20 protein-coding genes are annotated in these 18,842 nt (G+C 71.6%); 7 read left to right on the forward strand and 13 right to left on the reverse strand.

Annotation, left to right across the window (positions count from 1 at the left end):
- Nucleotides 1–14: 14 nt before the first annotated feature.
- Together ACIP6U_RS33745 and ACIP6U_RS33750 are read right to left on the reverse strand one after the other, a co-directional pair.
- A complete protein-coding gene (locus ACIP6U_RS33745; protein ID WP_401725866.1) occupies nt 15–890 on the reverse strand; it encodes an alpha/beta fold hydrolase in 876 nt (291 codons plus the stop codon).
- Between the two features lie 132 nt (nt 891–1,022).
- Nucleotides 1,023–1,676, reverse strand: a complete 654-nt coding sequence (locus ACIP6U_RS33750) for an NADPH-dependent F420 reductase (RefSeq protein WP_401725867.1) — start codon at nt 1,674–1,676, stop codon at nt 1,023–1,025.
- Between the two features lie 112 nt (nt 1,677–1,788).
- Between ACIP6U_RS33750 and ACIP6U_RS33755 the strand changes: the two genes are divergently transcribed.
- Both ACIP6U_RS33755 and ACIP6U_RS33760 read left to right on the forward strand, forming a co-directional pair.
- Nucleotides 1,789–2,673: an RNA polymerase sigma-70 factor gene (locus ACIP6U_RS33755; protein ID WP_401725869.1), complete on the forward strand. Its 885-nt coding sequence runs from the start codon at nt 1,789–1,791 to the stop codon at nt 2,671–2,673.
- A gap of 271 nt (nt 2,674–2,944) precedes the next feature.
- Nucleotides 2,945–3,706: a GntR family transcriptional regulator gene (locus ACIP6U_RS33760; protein ID WP_401725871.1), complete on the forward strand. Its 762-nt coding sequence runs from the start codon at nt 2,945–2,947 to the stop codon at nt 3,704–3,706.
- A gap of 81 nt (nt 3,707–3,787) precedes the next feature.
- Here ACIP6U_RS33760 and ACIP6U_RS33765 read toward each other — a convergent pair whose 3' ends face one another.
- From ACIP6U_RS33765 to ACIP6U_RS33775, 3 genes are all read right to left on the reverse strand, one after another.
- Complete coding sequence (locus tag ACIP6U_RS33765; RefSeq protein WP_401725873.1) at nt 3,788–4,945, reverse strand: ROK family transcriptional regulator; 1,158 nt, start codon at nt 4,943–4,945, stop codon at nt 3,788–3,790.
- Between the two features lie 124 nt (nt 4,946–5,069).
- Complete coding sequence (locus ACIP6U_RS33770) at nt 5,070–5,735, reverse strand: response regulator (RefSeq protein ID WP_401725875.1); 666 nt, start codon at nt 5,733–5,735, stop codon at nt 5,070–5,072.
- A gap of 14 nt (nt 5,736–5,749) precedes the next feature.
- Nucleotides 5,750–6,919, reverse strand: coding sequence for a sensor histidine kinase (locus ACIP6U_RS33775; RefSeq protein WP_401725877.1), 1,170 nt, complete (start codon nt 6,917–6,919; stop codon nt 5,750–5,752).
- Nucleotides 6,920–7,027: 108 nt separating this feature from the next.
- Between ACIP6U_RS33775 and ACIP6U_RS33780 the strand changes: the two genes are divergently transcribed.
- Together ACIP6U_RS33780 and ACIP6U_RS33785 are read left to right on the forward strand one after the other, a co-directional pair.
- Nucleotides 7,028–7,948, forward strand: a complete 921-nt coding sequence (locus ACIP6U_RS33780) for an ABC transporter ATP-binding protein (protein ID WP_401725879.1) — start codon at nt 7,028–7,030, stop codon at nt 7,946–7,948.
- Nucleotides 7,949–7,950: 2 nt separating this feature from the next.
- Nucleotides 7,951–8,673, forward strand: a complete 723-nt coding sequence (locus tag ACIP6U_RS33785) for an ABC transporter permease (RefSeq protein ID WP_401725881.1) — start codon at nt 7,951–7,953, stop codon at nt 8,671–8,673.
- Nucleotides 8,674–8,700: 27 nt separating this feature from the next.
- Here the strand turns inward: ACIP6U_RS33785 and mug are convergent, their stop codons facing one another.
- Nucleotides 8,701–9,249 carry a G/U mismatch-specific DNA glycosylase gene (gene mug, locus ACIP6U_RS33790; RefSeq protein WP_401726184.1) on the reverse strand — a complete coding sequence of 183 codons (549 nt, stop codon included), beginning with the start codon at nt 9,247–9,249 and terminating at the stop codon, nt 8,701–8,703.
- Nucleotides 9,246–10,688 (reverse strand): adenylosuccinate lyase, encoded by a 1,443-nt coding sequence (gene purB / locus ACIP6U_RS33795; protein ID WP_401725883.1) that lies wholly within the window; start codon nt 10,686–10,688, stop codon nt 9,246–9,248. Before purB ends, mug begins: the two co-directional genes overlap by 4 nt.
- 213 nt (nt 10,689–10,901) lie before the next feature.
- On the opposite strand from purB, the gene ACIP6U_RS33800 reads away from it, so the two are divergent.
- From ACIP6U_RS33800 to ACIP6U_RS33810, 3 genes are all read left to right on the forward strand, one after another.
- Nucleotides 10,902–11,426, forward strand: coding sequence for a hypothetical protein (locus ACIP6U_RS33800; protein ID WP_401725885.1), 525 nt, complete (start codon nt 10,902–10,904; stop codon nt 11,424–11,426).
- A gap of 214 nt (nt 11,427–11,640) precedes the next feature.
- Nucleotides 11,641–12,210: a hypothetical protein gene (locus ACIP6U_RS33805; RefSeq protein ID WP_401725887.1), complete on the forward strand. Its 570-nt coding sequence runs from the start codon at nt 11,641–11,643 to the stop codon at nt 12,208–12,210.
- Between the two features lie 370 nt (nt 12,211–12,580).
- Nucleotides 12,581–13,291, forward strand: coding sequence for a hypothetical protein (locus ACIP6U_RS33810; protein ID WP_401725889.1), 711 nt, complete (start codon nt 12,581–12,583; stop codon nt 13,289–13,291).
- Nucleotides 13,292–13,344: 53 nt separating this feature from the next.
- On the opposite strand, the gene ACIP6U_RS33815 is transcribed toward ACIP6U_RS33810, so the two are convergent.
- The 6 genes from ACIP6U_RS33815 to ACIP6U_RS33840 all read right to left on the reverse strand — a co-directional run bounded on the left by ACIP6U_RS33815 (nt 13,345) and on the right by ACIP6U_RS33840 (nt 18,841).
- The gene (locus ACIP6U_RS33815; protein WP_401725891.1) at nt 13,345–13,701 is read right to left on the reverse strand and encodes a DUF4326 domain-containing protein; all 357 of its coding nucleotides are present in this window, start codon (nt 13,699–13,701) and stop codon (nt 13,345–13,347) included.
- 4 nt (nt 13,702–13,705) lie between these two features.
- Nucleotides 13,706–14,518 (reverse strand): SGNH/GDSL hydrolase family protein, encoded by an 813-nt coding sequence (locus ACIP6U_RS33820; protein ID WP_401725893.1) that lies wholly within the window; start codon nt 14,516–14,518, stop codon nt 13,706–13,708.
- A 193-nt stretch (nt 14,519–14,711) separates the two neighbouring features.
- Nucleotides 14,712–15,725, reverse strand: coding sequence for a hemolysin family protein (locus ACIP6U_RS33825; RefSeq protein ID WP_401725894.1), 1,014 nt, complete (start codon nt 15,723–15,725; stop codon nt 14,712–14,714).
- Nucleotides 15,722–17,152, reverse strand: coding sequence for a hemolysin family protein (locus tag ACIP6U_RS33830; RefSeq protein WP_401725896.1), 1,431 nt, complete (start codon nt 17,150–17,152; stop codon nt 15,722–15,724). The genes ACIP6U_RS33825 and ACIP6U_RS33830 overlap by 4 nt, the downstream gene beginning before the upstream one ends.
- A 232-nt stretch (nt 17,153–17,384) precedes the next feature.
- Nucleotides 17,385–17,810 carry a GNAT family N-acetyltransferase gene (locus tag ACIP6U_RS33835; protein ID WP_401725898.1) on the reverse strand — a complete coding sequence of 142 codons (426 nt, stop codon included), beginning with the start codon at nt 17,808–17,810 and terminating at the stop codon, nt 17,385–17,387.
- 152 nt (nt 17,811–17,962) lie between these two features.
- Nucleotides 17,963–18,841: an LLM class F420-dependent oxidoreductase gene (locus ACIP6U_RS33840; RefSeq protein ID WP_401725900.1), complete on the reverse strand. Its 879-nt coding sequence runs from the start codon at nt 18,839–18,841 to the stop codon at nt 17,963–17,965.
- Between the last annotated feature and the right edge of the window lies 1 nt (nt 18,842).

The raw sequence follows: 18,842 nt of genomic DNA on the forward strand, positions 1-18,842 counted from the left end.
GAGTCGCCCTCGGATCAGGCGCGTTGGGGCTCGGCGTGCCCGTCGCGGGCCGGCGTCGGTCCGCGGCTGCCGTCGAGGATGACGCGGGAGACCAGCGCCGGGTCGTCGTTCATCGGGCAGTGCCCGCAGCCGGGCAGCCGCACCAGGCGGGCCTTCGGGATGATCCGCTTGGCCCGCACGCCCTGGCGGCGCACGAGCAGCATGTCCCTGGTGCCCCAGGCCACGGTGACCGGAATCCCGGGGATGTCGTCGGCGAACCGGACGGAGCCGCCCGCCCGGAGGGTCGCGTCGAACCCGGTGGCCTGCGCCAGGGCGAGCGTCTCGGCGACCACGGCCTCGGGTGAACGGCGGCCGGGCCGGGCGTAGATGGTGCTGGTCAGCATGGTGCGGCCGGCCGCCGACCGGGACAGCCGCTCGACCAGGGGCAGCGGCAGCTGCCGGGAGATCCGGCGCATCGCGATCAGGACGCCGAAGGCGTAACGCCGTTCGGCCTCCGACCAGAAGCCGGCCGGGGACAGGGCGGTCACCGAGCGCGCGAGCTTCTCCCGGCCGAGTTCCAGGGCGAGCAGCCCGCCGAGCGAGTTGCCCGCCACATGCGGCCGGTCGAGCCCCAACGCCTCGCAGAACGCGCCGAAGACGGCCGTCGTCGTGGGCAGGTCGTAGGCGAGGCCGTCCGGCAGCGCCGGGGACGCGCCGAACCCGGGCAGGTCCACCGCGATCACGTCGCGCTCGGTCGCCAGGATGTCCACGACCGGGTCCCAGACCTGGAGGTGATGGCCGATGCCGTGCAGCAGGAGCAGCGGCTCGCCGCGGCCCACGCGCGCGTAGGACACGGTCACGGACCGAGGGCCGTTCGGAGAGGGGACCTCGAAGGAGACGGTGGTGGACATGGGGGTGCTCCTCGACCGGGACGCGAAGACGGACGCTGGGTAGACAGCTTGTCAGCAATTGCTACCGACGGGTAGCCCCCGACGCCGGCCTCCTCCCGCCCGTAAGGACCGATGCCCCTGCGCCCCCTCCGCTCAGTGCCCCCTGCGCACCTCCAGGTTGAACTCCGCGTGCCCCAGGTTCCGGAAGAGGTCGAGCCAGAGCGGCAGCAGCATCTCCACGCTGCGTGCCGAGCGGATGCCGCCCAGGTCGAGCACCCGGTGCGGGGGCCAGCCGAACTCCCCGAGCATGCGCGTCACCTGCGCCTTGGCGTCCGCGTCGTCCCCGCTCACGAAGACCTGGTGCTCACCGGGGACCAGTGCGGGTTCCACCATCACCTGGGAGTTGACGGTGTTGAGCGTCTTCACCACGCGCGCGTGGGGGAACGCCCGCTGGATCTGCTCGCCCAGGCTGTCCGACTCGACCGGCGACAGTCGCAGCTCGCCGTCCTCGAACGCCATGGGGTTCGCGACGTCGACCAGGACCTTCCCGTCGAGATGCGCCGCCCCGGCCGCCTCGAGGGCGGCGAGCGCCACCCGGCCGCCGACGGCGTTCACGACCACCTCGGCGGACGAGGCGGCCTCCGCGAACGTACCCGCGCGAGCGCCCGCACCGGCGCTTCGAGCCCACTCCAGGGCGGTGGGGTTGTCCTTCGTACGGGAGCCCAGCGTCACCTCGTGGCCCAGCTCCGCCAGCTTGCCGCCGAGCGTGCGGCCCACATCGCCCGTGCCCAGGATCGCGTACCGCATGGCCACCTCCGCGCGTCGCTGCCGCCGACCACCGGCGGCCCGCCCGCCATTCTGCTCCTGGAACCGCGGGTTCCTCCTGGACAGGGACGTACGGGTCGCGTGGGATGGAGGCGTGACGACCGACACCGAGACCGACGTCTTCGAAGAGCACCGCCCCGTCCTGCTGGGGGTCGCCTACCGCATGCTCGGGCGGGTGGCCGACGCCGAGGACATCGTCCAGGAGGCCTGGCTGCGCTGGTCCGGCGCGGACCACGCCCAGGTGCGCGAACCGCGCGCCTATCTCGTGCGCGTCACCACCCGCCTCGCCATCGACCGACTGCGCCAGGTCAAGGCCCGCAACGAGGCGTACGTCGGCCCCTGGCTGCCCGAGCCGTACGTCACCGAATTCGGCGACACCGTCCCGGACACCGCAGAGCGGGCCGTGCTCGCCGACTCCGTCTCACTGGCCGTCCTCGTCGTCCTGGAGTCGCTCTCGCCCCTGGAGCGCGCGGTGTTCGTCCTGCGGGAGGCCTTCGGATACCCGTACGCGGACATCGCCGCGATGCTCGACCGGGGCGAGCCGGCGGTACGTCAGCTCGCCGGACGGGCCCGCAAGCACGTGGACGAGCGGCGGCCGCGCTACGAGGTCGATCCGGACCGGCGCCGCGACCTCACCGAGCGCTTCCTCGCCGCCGCGGCCGAGGGCGACCTGGAGGGGCTCCTGGAGCTGCTTGCGCCGGACGTGCGCCTGGTGGCCGACAGCGGCGGCAAGTCCCGGGCGCCGCTGCGGGTCCTGGACAGCGCCGACAAGGTCGGCCGCTTCCTCCTCGGGGCGGCGCGCAAGGGCGTACCGGACCCGTCCTTCCGCTTCATGGAGCTCAACGGCGGCCCCGCGATCGTGGCCCTGTCGGCCGGCAAGCCCGACAGCGTCTTCCAGCTGGACATCTACGAGGGTCGTATCCAGTCCGTCTACATCATGCGCAACCCCGACAAGCTGGCGTCCCTGGCCGTCGAGTAGCCCGTGGCGTCCGATCGCCGCCCCGCTGCTCCCTTCGGGTGAGGCGAAGCCCCCGTTCCGCTACGGGGGCTTTGCCGTGGTGTCACGAATGCGTTCCGGCGCGAACGCCCCATGAACGCTGCGCTGCACAGGCGCTGTGGGTTGCGTACGGGATCGAGGATTGGTCTTGACCAAGGGTTTGGGCCGCCCTATGGTCGCAGATAAGTGCAACAACCTTTAATAAACAAGGGCGCTAAAACGCCGCCGGACCACGGCGATCGCGGAGGACAGGGTGGGGACCACGCAGCTGGAATCGGTACCGGAACCGAAGTACTGGCATCTCAGGACGGTGTTGAGCGAGGCACTGGACTCCGAATTCACCGTGGGTGAGATCCTGCCCAACGAGCGCGACCTCGCCGCTCGCTTCGGCGTCGCCCGTGCGACGCTCCGTCAGGCGCTGGAGCAGCTCGAACTGGAAGGCAGGCTGCACCGCCGTCGCGGTGTCGGCACGACCGTCGCGCCCCCGCGTGTGGGCGTGGCCGTCGGCTCCGAGCAGCACACCTGGCCGGGCGCCGCGGGGGACGTCTGGCAGCCCGTCGACTGCACGGTCACGGCGCCGCCCGCGGCCGTCGTCGCCGCCCTGGAGGCCGGTCAGGACGAGCCGGTGCACATCGTGCGCCGCTCCCGCGTCTCGAAGGGCCAGCCCGTCGCCGCGGAGCTGCTCTACATCCCGGAGTCGTCGGTCCCCGACCTCTCCGCCATAGACGCCCCGTCAGGACCCGCACGCGCGCGTGCCGTCCTGCGCGAGCTGCAGCGGCTGGAGCTGGAGGGCCAGGACAGCTCCGTGGAGCTCGGCTCCGCGCGCGCGGACGACGCCAAGGAACTGGACCGGCTCCCGGGGGCGCCCGTCCTCGTCGTCACCACCCGTTTCCTCGCCGCCGGCCGCACGGCCGCGCTGTCCGTCGCCACCTACCGGGCGGACACCTGCCGCCTGACTTTCGGTGACTCCGGGGGCGTGGAGATCCACGAGGGCCCGGAGCGCCAGGCGTCCTGATCCCCGCACAGCGTCAAACGCCCCGCGCCCCGGAACTCCTCCGGGGCGCGGGGCGTTTCACATGCAGGCCATCGCCCTGGGTCAGCGCCGCCCCGTCACCGTGCCCTCCACCGCGAACAGTTCCTCTTCCACATGGTCAAGGGCCAGCCGCAGCGCCCCTGTTGCCACCGCGGCCTCACCGAGGAGGGACAGGGCCACTCTCGGCGGGCGCAGGCAGAAGCGGGCCAACTCCTGGCGCAGGGGCGCCAGTACGCCGTCCAGACCGGCCGCCCACCCGCCGATCACGACGAGTTCGGGGTCGAGGGCGAGGACGAGCGCGGCCACGTCGTGGACGAGGCGCTGGATGAAGCGGTCGACGGCGGCGATCGCGCGCTCGTCGCCCTCGCGGGCCTTCGCGAAGACCTTGGCGACGGCCTGTTCGTCGAGAGGGTGCAGCGGCTCGTCCGTCGTGGACAGGAGCGTCTCCGGGGTCACCTCGCTGCCCAGCAGATGGAGCGCGCCGATCTCCCCGGCCGCCCCGCCGTACCCGCGGTGCAGCTTGCCGCCGATCAGCGAACCGGCGCCCGGGCTCAGCCCCGCCAGGACGAACACGATGTCGTCGGACTCGGTGGCGGTGCCCTTCCAATGCTCGGCGACGGCCGCCGCGTTGGCGTCGTTCTCGACCAGGACCGGACACTTGAAGGAGCGGCTCAGCCGCTCACCCAGGCGCAGCCCCGTCCACTCGGGCAGCGCGGTCCCCAGCCGTACGGTGCCGTCCGCCTCGACGATCCCGGGCGTGGCCACACCCACCGCGCGCAGGGAGTTGCGTGGGACACCGGCCCGGCGCAGCAGCTCGGCGACCACGGTACGCAGCCGGTCCAGACGCTCGTCGGCCGCCGCCGTCTCGTCGACGTCCTTGGCCTGCGCCCCGAGCACCCGCCCGTCCAGGTCGGACAGGAGCGCCGCGACGCGGTGGGGGCCGATCTCCAGGCCCAGCAGGTGCCCCGCCTCGGCCCGGAACCTGAACCGCCGCGCGGGCCGCCCCTGCCGCCGTGTGGCGCTCTCGTCGGCCGCCTTCTCGACCACGAGACCGGCCTCGATGAGCCCTTCGACCACACCCTCGACCGTCGGCCTGGACAGCCCGGTCACCCGCGTGATCTCGGTCAGCGTCGCGCAGTCCGTGGCACGCAGCGCGTGCAGCACCACCGCGGAATTGATCCTTCGCAGCAGCGAGGGATCCCCGCCGGTCAGCTGCCCCAACGTCCGTCCTTCCAGCTCGTGCGCGTGTTGGGGCGGATCGTACTCGGCGCGGCGCACCCCGGCGAGTGCCGGGCCCGACCGACCCGTCGAACAATCCGTTCCCGTCCTGTTCGTCCCCTGTGGATCAGCCCGGCGCCACGAACCCCGATTCGTACGCCGTGATCACCGCCTGCGTACGGTCCCGCGCCCCCAGCTTCGCCAGTACGGCGCTCACATGCGACTTCACCGTCTCCGTGCCGACGACCAGCCGCGCGGCGATCTCCGCGTTCGTCAGTCCCCGCGCCATCAGCCGCAGCACCTCCGCCTCACGCTCCGTCAGCCGGGCCCGCTCCAGCACGTCCCGGGCCGCCCGGTTGCCGCCGCCGTCGTCCCCGTACTCGGCGGCCAACCGCCGTACCGACGCCGGGAACAGCAGCGACTCGCCCTCGGCGACCAGCCGCACGGCATGCACGATCTCGGCCGGCCGCGCCCGCTTGAGCAGAAACCCGTCGGCCCCGGCCCGCAGCGCCTCGTACACGTACTCGTCGTTCTCGAACGTCGTCACCACGAGGATCTTCGGGGGATCGGTGACCGTCCGCAGCACCGCGCGCGTGGCCTCGATCCCGTCGAGCAGCGGCATCCGTACGTCCATCGCGACCACGTCGGGCCGCAGCTGCCGCACCAGCGGGATCACCGCCGCCCCGTCGGCCGCCTCCCCGACCACCTCGATGTCGGGCTGAGCCTCCAGCACGGCCCGCAGCCCCGCACGTACGAGCGGTTCGTCGTCTACGAGGAGAACGGTGACCGGCATCCGGCAAGCCTAGATCACCGCAACGGAAGCCTGACCTGCACCTGCCAGTCCCCCTGGTCGGGCCCGGTGCGCGCGTCGCCGCCCAGCAGGGCCGCGCGCTCGCGTATCCCGCGCAGCCCGCTGCCCCGGCCGGGCCCGGGTATGTCGGCCGTCAGCGGATTGCGCACCTCCAGGTCGAGAGCGTCGTACGCCACCTCGATCCGGATCAGGACGGGGACCGCGCCCGCGTGCCGCAGCACGTTGGTCAGTGATTCCTGGAGGATCCGGTAGCCCTCGCGGGAGACCGGGCCCGGCACGGTGTCCAGCGGCCCCGTCAGCTCCGCGTCGACCTTCGCGCCGGAGGCACGGGCGGACTCCAGCAGCCGGTCCGCGTCCGTCAGCGTCGGACGGCTGGAGACCGGCCGCTCGGACTCGCGCAGGATGCCGAGGACACGTTCCAGATCCTCCAGGGCCGCCCGGCCGGTCTCCTCGATAACGCCCAGGGCGCGGTCGGTGAAGACCGGGTCGCCGGCCGCGCGTGCGGCGCCTGCCTGCACCACGGCCACGGTCAGGGCGTGGCCGATGGAGTCGTGCAGTTCGCGGGCGATGCGGGTGCGCTCCAGGAGCTGCTCCGTGCGCTCCTCCATGGCGGCGAGCCGCTCCGCGGGGGAGGGGCCGAGCAGACGGCGGGCGAGAAAGGCGACGAGGCCGCCCGAACCGACCACCGTGCCGGCGAGCGCGGCCAGGGCCACGGGCGCGAGCAGGACGTGCCACCAGGGATGACCGTCGAGGACCAGCAGCACGCCGTCCTCGACGTCCCGCCCGAACGCCGACGACGCCAGATCCACGGCGGCGACCAGCAGTTGAACGGTGAGCAGCGCGGTCACGATGCCGAGCCACAACCGCGCCTGTAGCCATACGACCAGCCGCCCGCGGTCGCTCCAGGTGGCCGACGGCGCCACCACGATGTCGGTGCCCGCGCCGTCGTGCCCGTGACCGGTCAGCAACAGCCTTGCCTGGAGCCCCTCCACGGTGCGCATCGCGGGCACCAGACCGACGGGGACGAGCACCGCGGCCGCCACCGCCCAGGTCCACCAGGCCTCCTCGATGAACAGCCACATGGACGGCCACACGATGGCGATGAGCAGATGCAGCCACCGTGTGTATGTCACCGCCCGGCCGAACGGGCGCAGCAATCGGACCATTTGGTCATCGTGCCAGCCGCCACTGACAACGAGCTTCCCCCGCACGGGGGAGACGCTCTCCACGCGCGGGGGAGGTCCCGCCACCGCACCACCGGCCAGGCTGGTGCCATGACCAGCATAGACGTCCACGAACTCACCAAGGAGTACGGCACCCGACGCGCCGTCGACCACCTCACCTTCCGCGTCCACCCCGGCCGCGTCACCGGCTTCCTCGGCCCCAACGGCGCCGGGAAGTCCACCACCCTGCGGCTGCTGCTCGGCCTCGCGCGTCCCACCACCGGCTCGGCCACCGTCGGCGGCCGCCCCTACGCCACCCTCCGCGAACCCCTGCGCCACATCGGCGCCCTGCTCGACGCGGAGGGCGCGCACGGCTCACGGACCGGCCGGGACCATCTGCGGGTGCTGGCGGCGAGCAACCGCATCCCGTCGCGCCGGGTGGACGAGGTGCTCGCGGAGACAGGGATCGACTCGGTGGCGCGGCACCGCGTGAAGACGTACTCCCTGGGCATGCGCCAGCGGTTGGGCATCGCGGCCGCCCTGCTCGGCGACCCCGAGGTGGTCGTGCTGGACGAGCCCTCCAACGGCCTCGACCCCGAAGGCATCGTCTGGATCCGCGGACTGCTGCGGCGACTCGCGGCGGAGGGCCGAACGGTCCTGGTCTCCAGCCACCTCATGAACGAGACCGCGTCCTACGCCGACCATCTCGTGGTCCTGGGGCGCGGACGGCTGCTCGTCGACACCCCGATGCGGGAGTTCATCGACGCGCGCGTGCAGCCCCGCATCCGGATCCGCACGACGGAGGGCCCGGCGCTCAGAAGGCTTCTCGCCGAGCACGGTCACGACGGGGTGGAGCACGAGGACGGGCACTGGACCGTGACGCACGCACGCGTGGACGACATCGGACGCCTGGTGTCCACCGCGAGGCTGCCGATCCTCGAACTGACCACACTGGAAGGCACGTTGGAGCAGGCCTACCTCGATCTCACCGGCACCGAAGCAGAGTTCACCGCACAGCCCCAGGAGGCCTGACCATGCCGTTCGCCGCCGTACTCCACTCGGAGTGGATCAAGATCCGTACGCTGCGCTCGCTCCTGTGCGCCTTGGGCGCGGTCCTTCTCGCCACCGTCGCGTTCACCGCCCTCGGCGGCAGCGACAGCGACAGTTCCGACTTCGACCCGCTGTACTCGGTCTTCCTCGGCGTCGTCTTCGGGCAGATCGCCGCCATCGCGTTCGGGGCGACCGCCATGTCGACGGAGTTCCGGGGCGCGGCCCTGCGCGGCACACTCGCCGCGGTGCCGCTGCGCGGGACGTGGTTCGCGGCCAAGGCGGTGGCGATCGCCACGCCGGTACTCGTCGTCGGGCTGGCCGCCGGAGCCGCCAGCCTGCTCGTCGGCAAGTCGGCCCTCGGTGCGCAGGCGGACGTACTCACGGCGGCCGAGCAGGGGCGCGGGGTCGTCGGCTGCGCCGTCTACCTGACGCTGATGGCGCTGCTCGCGGCCGGACTCTCGGCAGTACTGCGCAGCGGCACCGCCACGCTCGGCATCCTCATCCCGTTCCTGCTCATCGTGTCGTTCGTCGTCGGAGACGTGTCCGGTTCGGCTGCGGACGTCCTGCCGGACAAGGCGGGGCAGGTGGTGTTCCACGAGAACTGGGACGGCGCTCTCGGCCCCTGGACGGGACTCGCGGTGACGGCACTGTGGACGGCCGCCGCCTTGTGCGCGGGGGCGTGGAGCGTGCGACGCCGGGACGCCTGACACCCTGCGTCGGCCTGCCGGGAACCGCTAGGAGCCCTCGGCCGCCGCCCGCAACCGCCCGAACTCCTCCGCCATGGTCGCCGCAGTCCAATGCGCGTTCAGCCCGCTCGGATTCGGCAGCACCCACACCCGCGTCTCCCCGAACGTCCGCTCCTGCGGCCCCACTTGGGCCTTGCGGTCGTCGAAGGCGGCGCGGTACGCGGTGACGCCCAGGACGGCCAGCCAGCGGGGGCGCAGCAGGGCGATCCGCTCCGCCAACAGGCGTCCGCCCTCGCGGTACTCCTCCGCGCTCAGCTCGTCCGCCCGGGCCGACGCGCGCGCCACGACATTCGTGATGCCGAGCCCGTACGACAGCAACTCCCCCTGCTCGGCGGGCTTCATGAGCCTCGGGGTGAAGCCGGACAGGTGGAGGACCGGCCAGAAGCGGTTGCCGGGACGGGCGAAGTGGTGGCCCGTCGCGGCCGTCATGAGGCCGGGGTTGATGCCGCAGAACAGGACGCGGAGGCCGTCCGCCGCCACGTCGGGGACGAGGCGGTCGCGGGCGGCCTCCAGCTCCTGCTGGGTGAAGCGGGTCAGAGGATCGCCCCCGGCGTGTAGCCCGCGGCCTCCGGGTGCTGCTTCACGAGCTCCTCGACCCGGCTCACGACGGTCGCGACCTGGGCGGCGGCGGCACCGGTGAAGGACAGCTTGTCGGCCATCAGGGCGTCCAACTGGGCGCGGTCGAGCGGGATCCGCTCGTCGGCGGCCAGCTTGTCGAGCAACTCGTTGCGCTCGGCGCCCTGCTCGCGCATGGCCAGCGCCGAGGCGACAGCGTTCTCCTTGATGGCCTCGTGCGCGACCTCGCGGCCGACACCGGCCCGCACGGACGCCATCAGCACCTTGGTGGTGGCGAGGAACGGCAGGTAGCGGTCCAGCTCGCGGGCCACGACGGCCGGGAAGGCGCCGAACTCGTCGAGAACGGTCAGGAACGTCTCCAGGAGGCCGTCCAGCGCGAAGAACGCGTCGGGCAGGGCCACCCGGCGCACCACCGAGCAGGACACGTCGCCCTCGTTCCACTGGTCGCCCGCCAGCTCGCCGGTCATCGAGGCGTAGCCGCGCAGGATCACCATGAGGCCGTTGACGCGCTCGCAGGACCGCGTGTTCATCTTGTGCGGCATCGCGGAGGAGCCGACCTGGCCGGGCTTGAAGCCCTCGGTCACCAGCTCGTGCCCGGCCATCAGCCGGATCGTCTTCGCGAGCGACGAGGGCGCCGCCGCGAGCTGCACCAGCGAGGTCACCACCTCGTAGTCCAGCGAGCGCGGGTACACCTGGCCGACCGAGGTGAACGCCTGCGAGAAGCCCAGGTGCCCGGCGATCCGGTCCTCCAGCTCGGCCAGCTTCGCCGCGTCCCCGCCCAGCAGGTCCAGCATGTCCTGGGCGGTGCCGACCGGGCCCTTGATACCGCGCAGCGGGTAGCGCCCGAGCAGCTCCTCCACGCGCGCGTACGCCACGAGCAGCTCGTCGGCCGCCGTGGCGAACCGCTTGCCCAGGGTCGTCGCCTGCGCGGCCACGTTGTGCGAGCGGCCGGCCATGACCAGCTCGCCGTACTCGCCCGCCAGCTTGCCCAGCCGCGCCAGCACCGCCACCGTGCGGTTGCGCACCAGCTCCAGCGAGAGCCGGATCTGGAGCTGCTCCACGTTCTCGGTGAGGTCGCGCGAGGTCATGCCCTTGTGCACCTGCTCGTGCCCGGCGAGGTCGTTGAACTCCTCGATCCGCGCCTTCACGTCGTGCCGCGTGACCTTTTCGCGCTCCGCGATGGAGGCCAGGTCGACGGTGTCCAGGACCCGCTCGTAGTCGGCGATCGCGTCGTCCGGCACCTCGATCCCGAGGTCCTTCTGCGCCCGCAGCACGGCGAGCCAGAGCTGCCGCTCCAGCTTCACCTTCTGCTCGGGCGACCAGAGCGTGGCGAGCTCGGCGGAGGCGTAGCGTCCGGCGAGGACGTTCGGGATACGGGGCTTGACGGCAGCGGAAGTCACGTGGACGGAGTTTACCTGGCGTCCCGAGGGGAGCCGGACCGTCCATGGAGCCCAGGGAGCGCAGGTCAAGCACGTTCCGACCCGCGATCTCCCGCAGACCTCTGAGAGGTGTGCGCGTGCACCCCGGCCCTCCCCGAAAACTGCAGCAGTTCCCCCGCCGCGGCTCCACGCGTTCCGAGTGCGGGAACCAGTCGGCCGACGCACGCTGAAGTCATGAACAGCCGGACCCCGCCAGGCCCTCCGGAAGGCCCACTGCAATCCTCGGGCCGCAACGACACGGCCCAGCCGGCGCCGTACCCCGCGCGCTCCCGCCGGAGCATCCTTACCCATGCGGGCGCGGCACTCGTCGGCCTCTTCGTCGGTGTGCTGATCGGCGTCACCAGCAACTCCAGCAACGACAATGCCGCTCCTTCGGCGACGGTCACCGCGACAGAGACCGCCACGCGGATGGCCGTCGCCAGCAGCGCGCCCTCAGGTCACAAGGTTCCTGCCGATGGCATCCCGGGCGACGGTACGTATGTCGTGGGCAGCGACATCAAGCCCGGCACCTACCGCAGCAAAGGTCCGCAGGGCGGCCTGATCACCAGCTGCTACTGGGCTCGACTCTCCAGTACCTCCGGCGAGGTGAAAGACATCATCGCCAACAACGCCACCAGCGGTCAGACGACTGTCACGATCGCTGCCACCGACAAGGCGTTCACGACCACGGGCTACAAGGCGTGGAAGAAGATCGGGTAGCGGAGCGTGCGTCGGTGTTTCCAGGCGCAGGACCTGCCACCGGGCCAGTCGCGCCATGTCGGCGAGATCCCTGTGCCACGGTCGGCGGATTGAGGTCAGAACGACGTCGGCGTCCTCTGTCACTCGACCGGGTCATAACCCGGCTACTCACCCTTCACCGGGCCGCCACGCAACGCATGATGCACCTCCAGCACACGTGCCCCGGGGGAACACCATGAGCAATGACGTCACGCCACCACCCATGCCCGACCACCTTCCACCCGCGCCCGAGCCGCCCGGCCCGAAGGGTTCGCGTACCAACCTCGTCATCATCGGATCGGCGGTCGCCGTCATCGCGGCGATCATCGGCACCGGAATCGTCGTGGTGCAGTCCGGAGACGGCGACAGCAAGTCGACCACCACCGCAGAGTCGCCTGTCCCTGACGAGGACGCCGTGGCCTCTGACGCAGAGGAGCAGGACCCGGAGCCGACGTACGACGAGGTCGACGCCGACAGCTTTACGATCAAGCTGCGGACCACCAGCCGGCAGTGCTTCGGGTCGGCGGGCTGCAACCTGACGGTCGAGCCGGACCTGACCTATCTGGCTGACACCGACGGCATCGATCCGGACGCGGTATACGAGATCACCTATGAGATCCATGGTGATGAGTCCGGCCCGGTCATCGCGACGGGTGAGCTGACGGACCGGACGAGCCTGAACTACACACCGTCTGTGATCAGCACAGCTTCGGCGGGCACGAAGGTATCCGTGGAGATCACCGACGTCGTGAGCCAGGGGGAATGAGGCCGCGTGAACGGCAGTTCCGGCGGGATGTGACTCGAGGCACCGGTGCTCTGACAGGCTCCGCCCGGAATCCGATCCAGGCACGGCCTTCGTCAAACGATGGCCGTGACCCCTCCCTTGGGCGCACCTGCCCGTCAGCCGGAGACCGCGCGCAATCCCTGGGCGTCCGCGTTCAATCCCGCGACTGTCGCCTTCTTCGAGCAGCTGCACAGCCGTATCCCGCTCTGGTGGAGCTGTCCGGAGGCGCCTCGCCCATTCGACAGCCGGGCCGCATCAACATCCTGGATCTGTCACAGAACCGCCACGCACCGTACGGACCGATGGACACATCTGACACTCTGTCCCCCAACTACGCATCAGGGGGCGCATCGTGTCCAACTCCGCATTTCCTCCTCCAGGGCAGCCGTCGTGGGCCGCCGGTCCACCACCGAGGAAGAGCCGCAACTGGAAGCTCATCGGCGGAATCACCGCGGGCATCCTCGTCGTCGGCGGCATTGGATCTGCCTGCGACAAGAAGTCCAACGGCAGTAGTGGCACAACCACCACGGAGACGAGCGCAAGCAACAACGCCAAGACCGGCAGTACTGAGGGCGGCGGCGAGACCAAGACCGTCCCCAACTTCATCGGCATGGGACTCCAATCCGCCCAGGACACCGCCCAAGCGGCAGGGTTCTACGACCTCAAGAGCCACGACTCCCTCGGGCGAGACCGGCATCAGATCCTCGACCGGGACTGGAAGGTCTGCTCCCAGAACGTGAAGGCCGGCAGCGGCGTCGCCACGGACACCAAGTTGGACTTCGGCGCGGTCAAGCTCGATGAAACCTGCCCCACCAAGGAACAGGGATCACCTTCGGCGGCCGACGGGACGATGCCGGACTTCACAGGGAAGTCGGTCCAGGCCGCCCGCGACGCGCTCGACTCCAGCACCTCGATCACGGTCGACGACGCGTCCGGCGATGGAAGGATCGTGCTCATCGGCTCGAACTGGCAGGTGTGCACCCAGAAGCCGGCCGCAGGAGCGAGCCTGTCCGGGCAGCCGGTCGTGTTCGGCGCAGTGAAGTTCGGCGAGTCCTGTCCGTAGAGGCGTTGTCAGCGCCGGAACGTAGCCAGGGTCGCAAGCCCCCTCGCCGGAAGCTACGAGCTCCCCGTCACCCCATCCGTGTCGGCCAGCTCCGCCAACACATCCCCATGGCACAGCTCCGGCGCGCACCAGCACGCCAGCGTCCTGCCGCGCAGTTCCGCCACCAGGTCCAGCAGCTCGGGGCGCTCCAGGAGATACGCCCGGTACATCGCCATGACCTCCGCCCGTGTCCCGTCCCGTTTCTTGGTCGGGGTGTCGTAGGCGAAGGGGTTGGAGAGGGGGTGGCGGGGGAGGTCCCAGCCGCCCATGGTCCAGCGGCGGCCGACGTAGACGACGTCCTCGGGGGCGAACTCCAGGCGGGGGCCGAAGTCGTGGATCCGGCCCCTGACGTTGATCACGCGGGTGACCACGGCGTCAGTCCGTCAGGTCCTTGTAGGGCAGCAGGTCGGGGCGCTTCGCCACGAGGCCGTCGCCGGAGGAGCGGCCGGTCAGGCGGCGGCCGATCCACGGCAGCAGGTGCTGCCGGGCGAACCGCGCGTCCGCGACGCGCCGCGCGAGCCACGCGGGCGGCACGGTGGCCGCCATCGGCGTACGCCACTCGGTGTCCTCGGGGTCGTAGCCGAGCGTCTGCCACACCGCCTCGGCGACCCGGCGGTGGCCCTCGGCCGTCAGGTGCAGCCGGTCCACGTCCCACAGGCGCGGGTCGGCGAGCGAGGGGGCGCCGTACAGGTCGACGATCAGGGCGCCGTGCCGTTCGGCGAGCCCCTCGACGATGGTGAACAGCTCCTCCATGCGCGGCCGGAACCGCTCCAGGACGGGGCCCTGGCGGCCCGGGCTGCGCATCAGCACCAGTTGCTCGCAGGACGGGGCCAGCCGCTCCACGGCCTCCGTCAGCAGGTCCCGCACCCGGCTCATGTCGACCTTGGGGCGCAGGGTGTCGTTGAGCCCGCCGACCAGCGTGATCACGTCGGGCCGCATGGTCACCGCCACGTCGACCTGTTCGTGGACGATCTGCCCGATCAGCTTGCCGCGCACCGCGAGGTTGGCGTAGCGGAAGTCGGGCGTGCGGGCGGCCATCCGGCCGGCGAGGAGATCGGCCCACCCGCGGTACGAGCCGTCCGGCAGGAGGTCCGACATGCCCTCGGTGAACGAGTCGCCCAGCGCCACCAGGCTGGTGTACGCGGGGCTGGGCTGTGCGGGGGTGCTGGGAGTGGAGTTCGTCTGCATGGCGAAGCAGATCGTAACCCGACGGCATACCCGTCGGTCTGTCGGCCCAGGGCGGGCGGGGACCGAAGCGGGCCTCCCGGCCACCTGCTCCCCGCACCGTCCGCCCGCGGCCTCCCCGCGCCTCCGCCTCCGGCCTCCCCGCGCCTCCGCCTCCGGCCTCCCCGCGCCTCCGCCTCCGGCTACCCCTCGACCCTCACGCCCGCTGTCCGAACAGCTCCTGCAGTACGTCCTCCATGGTCACCAGACCTTCCAGTCGGCCGTCGTCGCCGCGGACCGCCGCCAGGTGCGTACGGCTGCCCCGCATCGCGGTCAGGACGTCGTCCAGGGGCGTGCTCGCCCGTACGCGCGCGATGGGCCGCATGTCCTGGACGCGGAACGGCACCTCGCGCGGCGAGGCGTCCAGCGCGTCCTTGACGTGGAGGTAGCCGACGATCCGGCGGGACTCGTCGACGACCGGGAAGCGGGAGAACCCGGACTGCGCCGAGAGCTGCTCCAACTCCTCGGGTGTGACGCCCACGCGCGCGTAGACGACGCCTTCCAGCGGCAGGACGACGTCACGGACCGGGCGGCGGCCCAGTTCGAGCGCGTCGCGCAGCCGCTCCTGCGCGCGGTCGTCGATCAGGCCCGCGGCGCCCGAGTCCCGCACGATCCGGGCCAGTTCGGCGTCCGAGAAGGTGGCCGAGACCTCGTCCTTGGTCTCCACGTGCATCAGTCGCAGCAGCGTGTTCGCGAAGGCGTTGATCGTGAAGATCACCGGGCGCAGCCCCCGGGCCACGGCGACCAGCGGCGGGCCGAGCAGCAGCGCGCTGCGCACCGGCTCCGCGAGCGCGATGTTCTTCGGCACCATCTCGCCGAGCAGCATGTGCAGATACGTCGCCAGGGCCAGCGCGATCACGAAGGACACCGCGTGCCCCGCGCTCGTGGGCACGCCCAGCGCGTGGAACACCGGCTCCAGCAGATGCGCGATCGCGGGTTCCGCGACCACGCCCAGGACCAGCGTGCACAGCGTGATGCCGAGCTGGGCGGCGGCCAGCAGCGCCGACACGTGCTCAAGGCCCCACAGCACGCTCTTGGCCCGCCGGTCGCCCTCCTCGGCATGCGGCTCGATCTGCGAACGGCGCACGGAGATCAGCGCGAACTCGGCGCCGACGAAGAAGGCGTTGACGACGAGGGTCGCGAAGCCGATCAACAGCTGTACGGCGATCATCGGGCGTCCCCCTGCTCGTCGTGCTTGACCGTGTCCGTGTCTATGTCCGGGTCTATGTCCGTGTCCGTGTCCGTCTGCTTGATCCTGGCGGCGCCGGCCGTCTGGGGCGCCCCTGCCGCGCCGTCGAACGGCGCGTGCATCAGCACCCGCGCCGCCCTGCGACCCGACGCGTCCACGATGTCCAGCCGCCAGCCGGTGACCTCGACGGAGTCGCCCGTCTCCGGGATGCGGCCGAGTTCCGTCGCGACGAGGCCGGCGAGGGTCTCGTACGGCCCCTCGGGCGCCCTGAGGCCCACACGCGCGAGCTGGTCGACGCGGGCCGAGCCGTCGGCGGAGTAGAGGGCGCGGCCGTCGTCGTCGGTGCCGGCGTGGGCCAGGTCGGGCGTCTCGTGCGGGTCGTGCTCGTCGCGCACCTCGCCGACGACCTCCTCGACGATGTCCTCCAGCGTGGCCACGCCCGCGGTGCCGCCGTACTCGTCGATCACGACGGCCATGGTCCGCCTGCCGGACAGCCTGTCCAGCAGGCGGTCGACGGTGAGGGACTCCGGTACGAGCAGCGGCTCGCGCATGATCTCGGCGACCGGCACGTACCGGCGGCGGTCCGCCGGGGTCGCCAGCACGTCCTTGATGTGCGCGGTGCCGACCACCGAGTCGAGGTTGCCGCGGTAGACGGGGAACCGGGACAGACCCGTCGCCCGGGTCGCGTTCGCCACGTCCTCACAGGTCGCCTGGACGTCGAGGGCGATCACCTGCACGCGCGGGGTCATCACGTTCTCCGCGGTGAGGTCGGCGAGGTTCAGGGTGCGCACGAACAGCTCGGCGGTGTCCGGCTCCAGGGCGCCCTCCTTGGCGGAGTGCCGGGCCAGCGCGGCCAGTTCCTGCGGCCCGCGGGCCGCCGCCAGCTCCTCGGTGGGCTCGACGCCGAAGAGGCGCACCACGCGGTTCGCCATGGTGTTGAGATGGGAGATGAAGGGGCGGAAGGCCGCGCTGAACCAGCGCTGCGCGTTGCCCACCCCCTTGGCCACGGTCAGCGGCGAGGAGATCGCCCAGTTCTTGGGCACCAGCTCGCCGACGACCATCAGGAAGACCGTGGACAGCGCGGTACCGAGCACGAGCGCCACGGTGCTCGACGCGGAGTCCGGGATGCCGATCGACTCCAGCGGGCCCGCGATCAGCTTGGCGATCGACGGCTCGGAGAGCATGCCGACCACCAGGTTGGTGACCGTGATGCCGAGCTGCGCGCCGGAGAGCTGGAAGGTGAGATTCCGTACGGCCTTGAGGGCGCCGGCCGCGCCGCGCTCGCCGCGTTCCACCGCCCGTTCCAGGTCGCCCCGCTCGACCGTGGTCAGCGAGAACTCGGCGGCGACGAAGGCGCCACAGGCGAGCGACAGCAGGATCGCCACCAGCAGGAGGAGCACTTCGGTCATCGGGTCACCTCCGTCCCATGATCGGACAGGGTGGGGCGGACCGCGCGCCATCGTGCACGGTGGGTACTACTGGGAGGCTCGCCCATGGGCGGACGCTCACACCTTTCATGACAGTACGGATCGTCCTCGCATGCTCGCACGAGGACGGAACAGTGCCCCAATAGTAAAGGACCGGCAAAGTAGATCGAAAAGAGGATCAGGGAGAAGATCAGAAAGAAGAACCAGAAGCAGCTCAGCCGGCCAGTGGCTTCACCCAGCGCCGCCAGTGCTCCTCGGGGGCGTACCCCGCCGCACGCCACGCATGCTGGCCGGTCTCGTTGCGGGTCAGCACCATGGCGTCCCCGCGCCGCCCGCCGAGCCGGACGAACCGCTCCTCGGCCGCCGTCAGCAGCGCCGAGCCGATACCCCGACGGCGCCGCTCCGGGTGCACCGCCAGCCGGTACAGATGGCAGCGCCACCCGTCGAAGCCGGCGATCACCGTGCCCACCAGCTCGCCGTCCAGCTCGGCCAGGATCAGCGCCTCGGGATCGCGGGCCACCAGCCGCTCCACGCCGTCCCGGTCGTCACTGATGCTCGTCCCCTCGGCGGCGCCCTTCCAGAAGGCGAGAACGGCGTCGAGGTCGTCGGGCCCGGCGGCCCGTATCCGCAGATCGGTCATACGGCGATCCCATCATCCGGGACGCCTCCGAGCGCGGAATTCCAGCATGCGGACGGGCGTCCGCTCACGGTCGGGCCCTACGCTCGCCGCCCTGCCCGCCCCACGCCCACCGCCCTGCCCGCCGCGCGCCCACCGCCCTGCCCACCGCGCGCTCACCGTCCCGCCAACGCCGCGACCACCGGCGCGAACGCCTCCATGTACGGCTCCAGAACCGTCAGATACGAGAACCCGTACCGCTCCCGCTGTGCCAGCACCTGCGCGGTGATCTCGTCGAGGGTGCCCACCAGGAGGATCGGCAGCTCCAGTGCCTGTTCCGTCGTCAGCCCCGGCACCCGTTCGAGGAGCGGTCGGACGGCCTCCTCGCGGTCCTCGGTGACGATCACCATCTGGACGAGGAGGTTCAACTCGGCCTTCTCCGCGCGCCCCTTGGCCGACTCCAGATAGCGCGCCACCCGTTCGGCGAGTTCGGTCGCCGCGACCGGCGCCAGCTTCCCCGTCGTGCTGCCCGGCACCAGCCGCGCCCCCGCGAAGGCCGCGATGTCGGCGTGTTCGGCGGCGAGTTGGAGCATCCGCTCGCCGTTGCCGCCGATCATCAGTGGGACGTGGGTGTCCTCTTCGGCGTCGAGAGCGCGCTTCAACTCCTCGACCGTGCGCCGCAGATGGGTCACCCGCTCGCCCGGCGAGCCGTACGGCAGCCCGGCCGTCTCGTGCTCCGACTGTACGTAGCCGGTGCCGAGCCCGAGTTCGAGGCGCCCACCCGTCAGTGCGGCCGTCGTCGTCACCTCCCGGGCGAGCAACACCGGGTTCCAGAAACTCGCGTTGACCACGAAGGTGCCCAGCCGTGGCCGCTCGGTCGCGCCTGCCGCGGCGACGAGCGCCGGGAAGGGGGCGACCATGCCGAGGTGGTCGGGGACCAGGATGACGTCGTACCCGAGCTCCCCGGCGCGCCGGCATCTGGCCCGCCACTCGGAGGCCGGCCCGGGCAGCAGCAGACTGGCTCCGAACCGGAACGGACGCGCCGGACGCGGCATG

The sequence above is a fragment of the Streptomyces sp. NPDC088794 genome, assembly GCF_044750545.1.
Classification (GTDB): domain Bacteria; phylum Actinomycetota; class Actinomycetes; order Streptomycetales; family Streptomycetaceae; genus Streptomyces.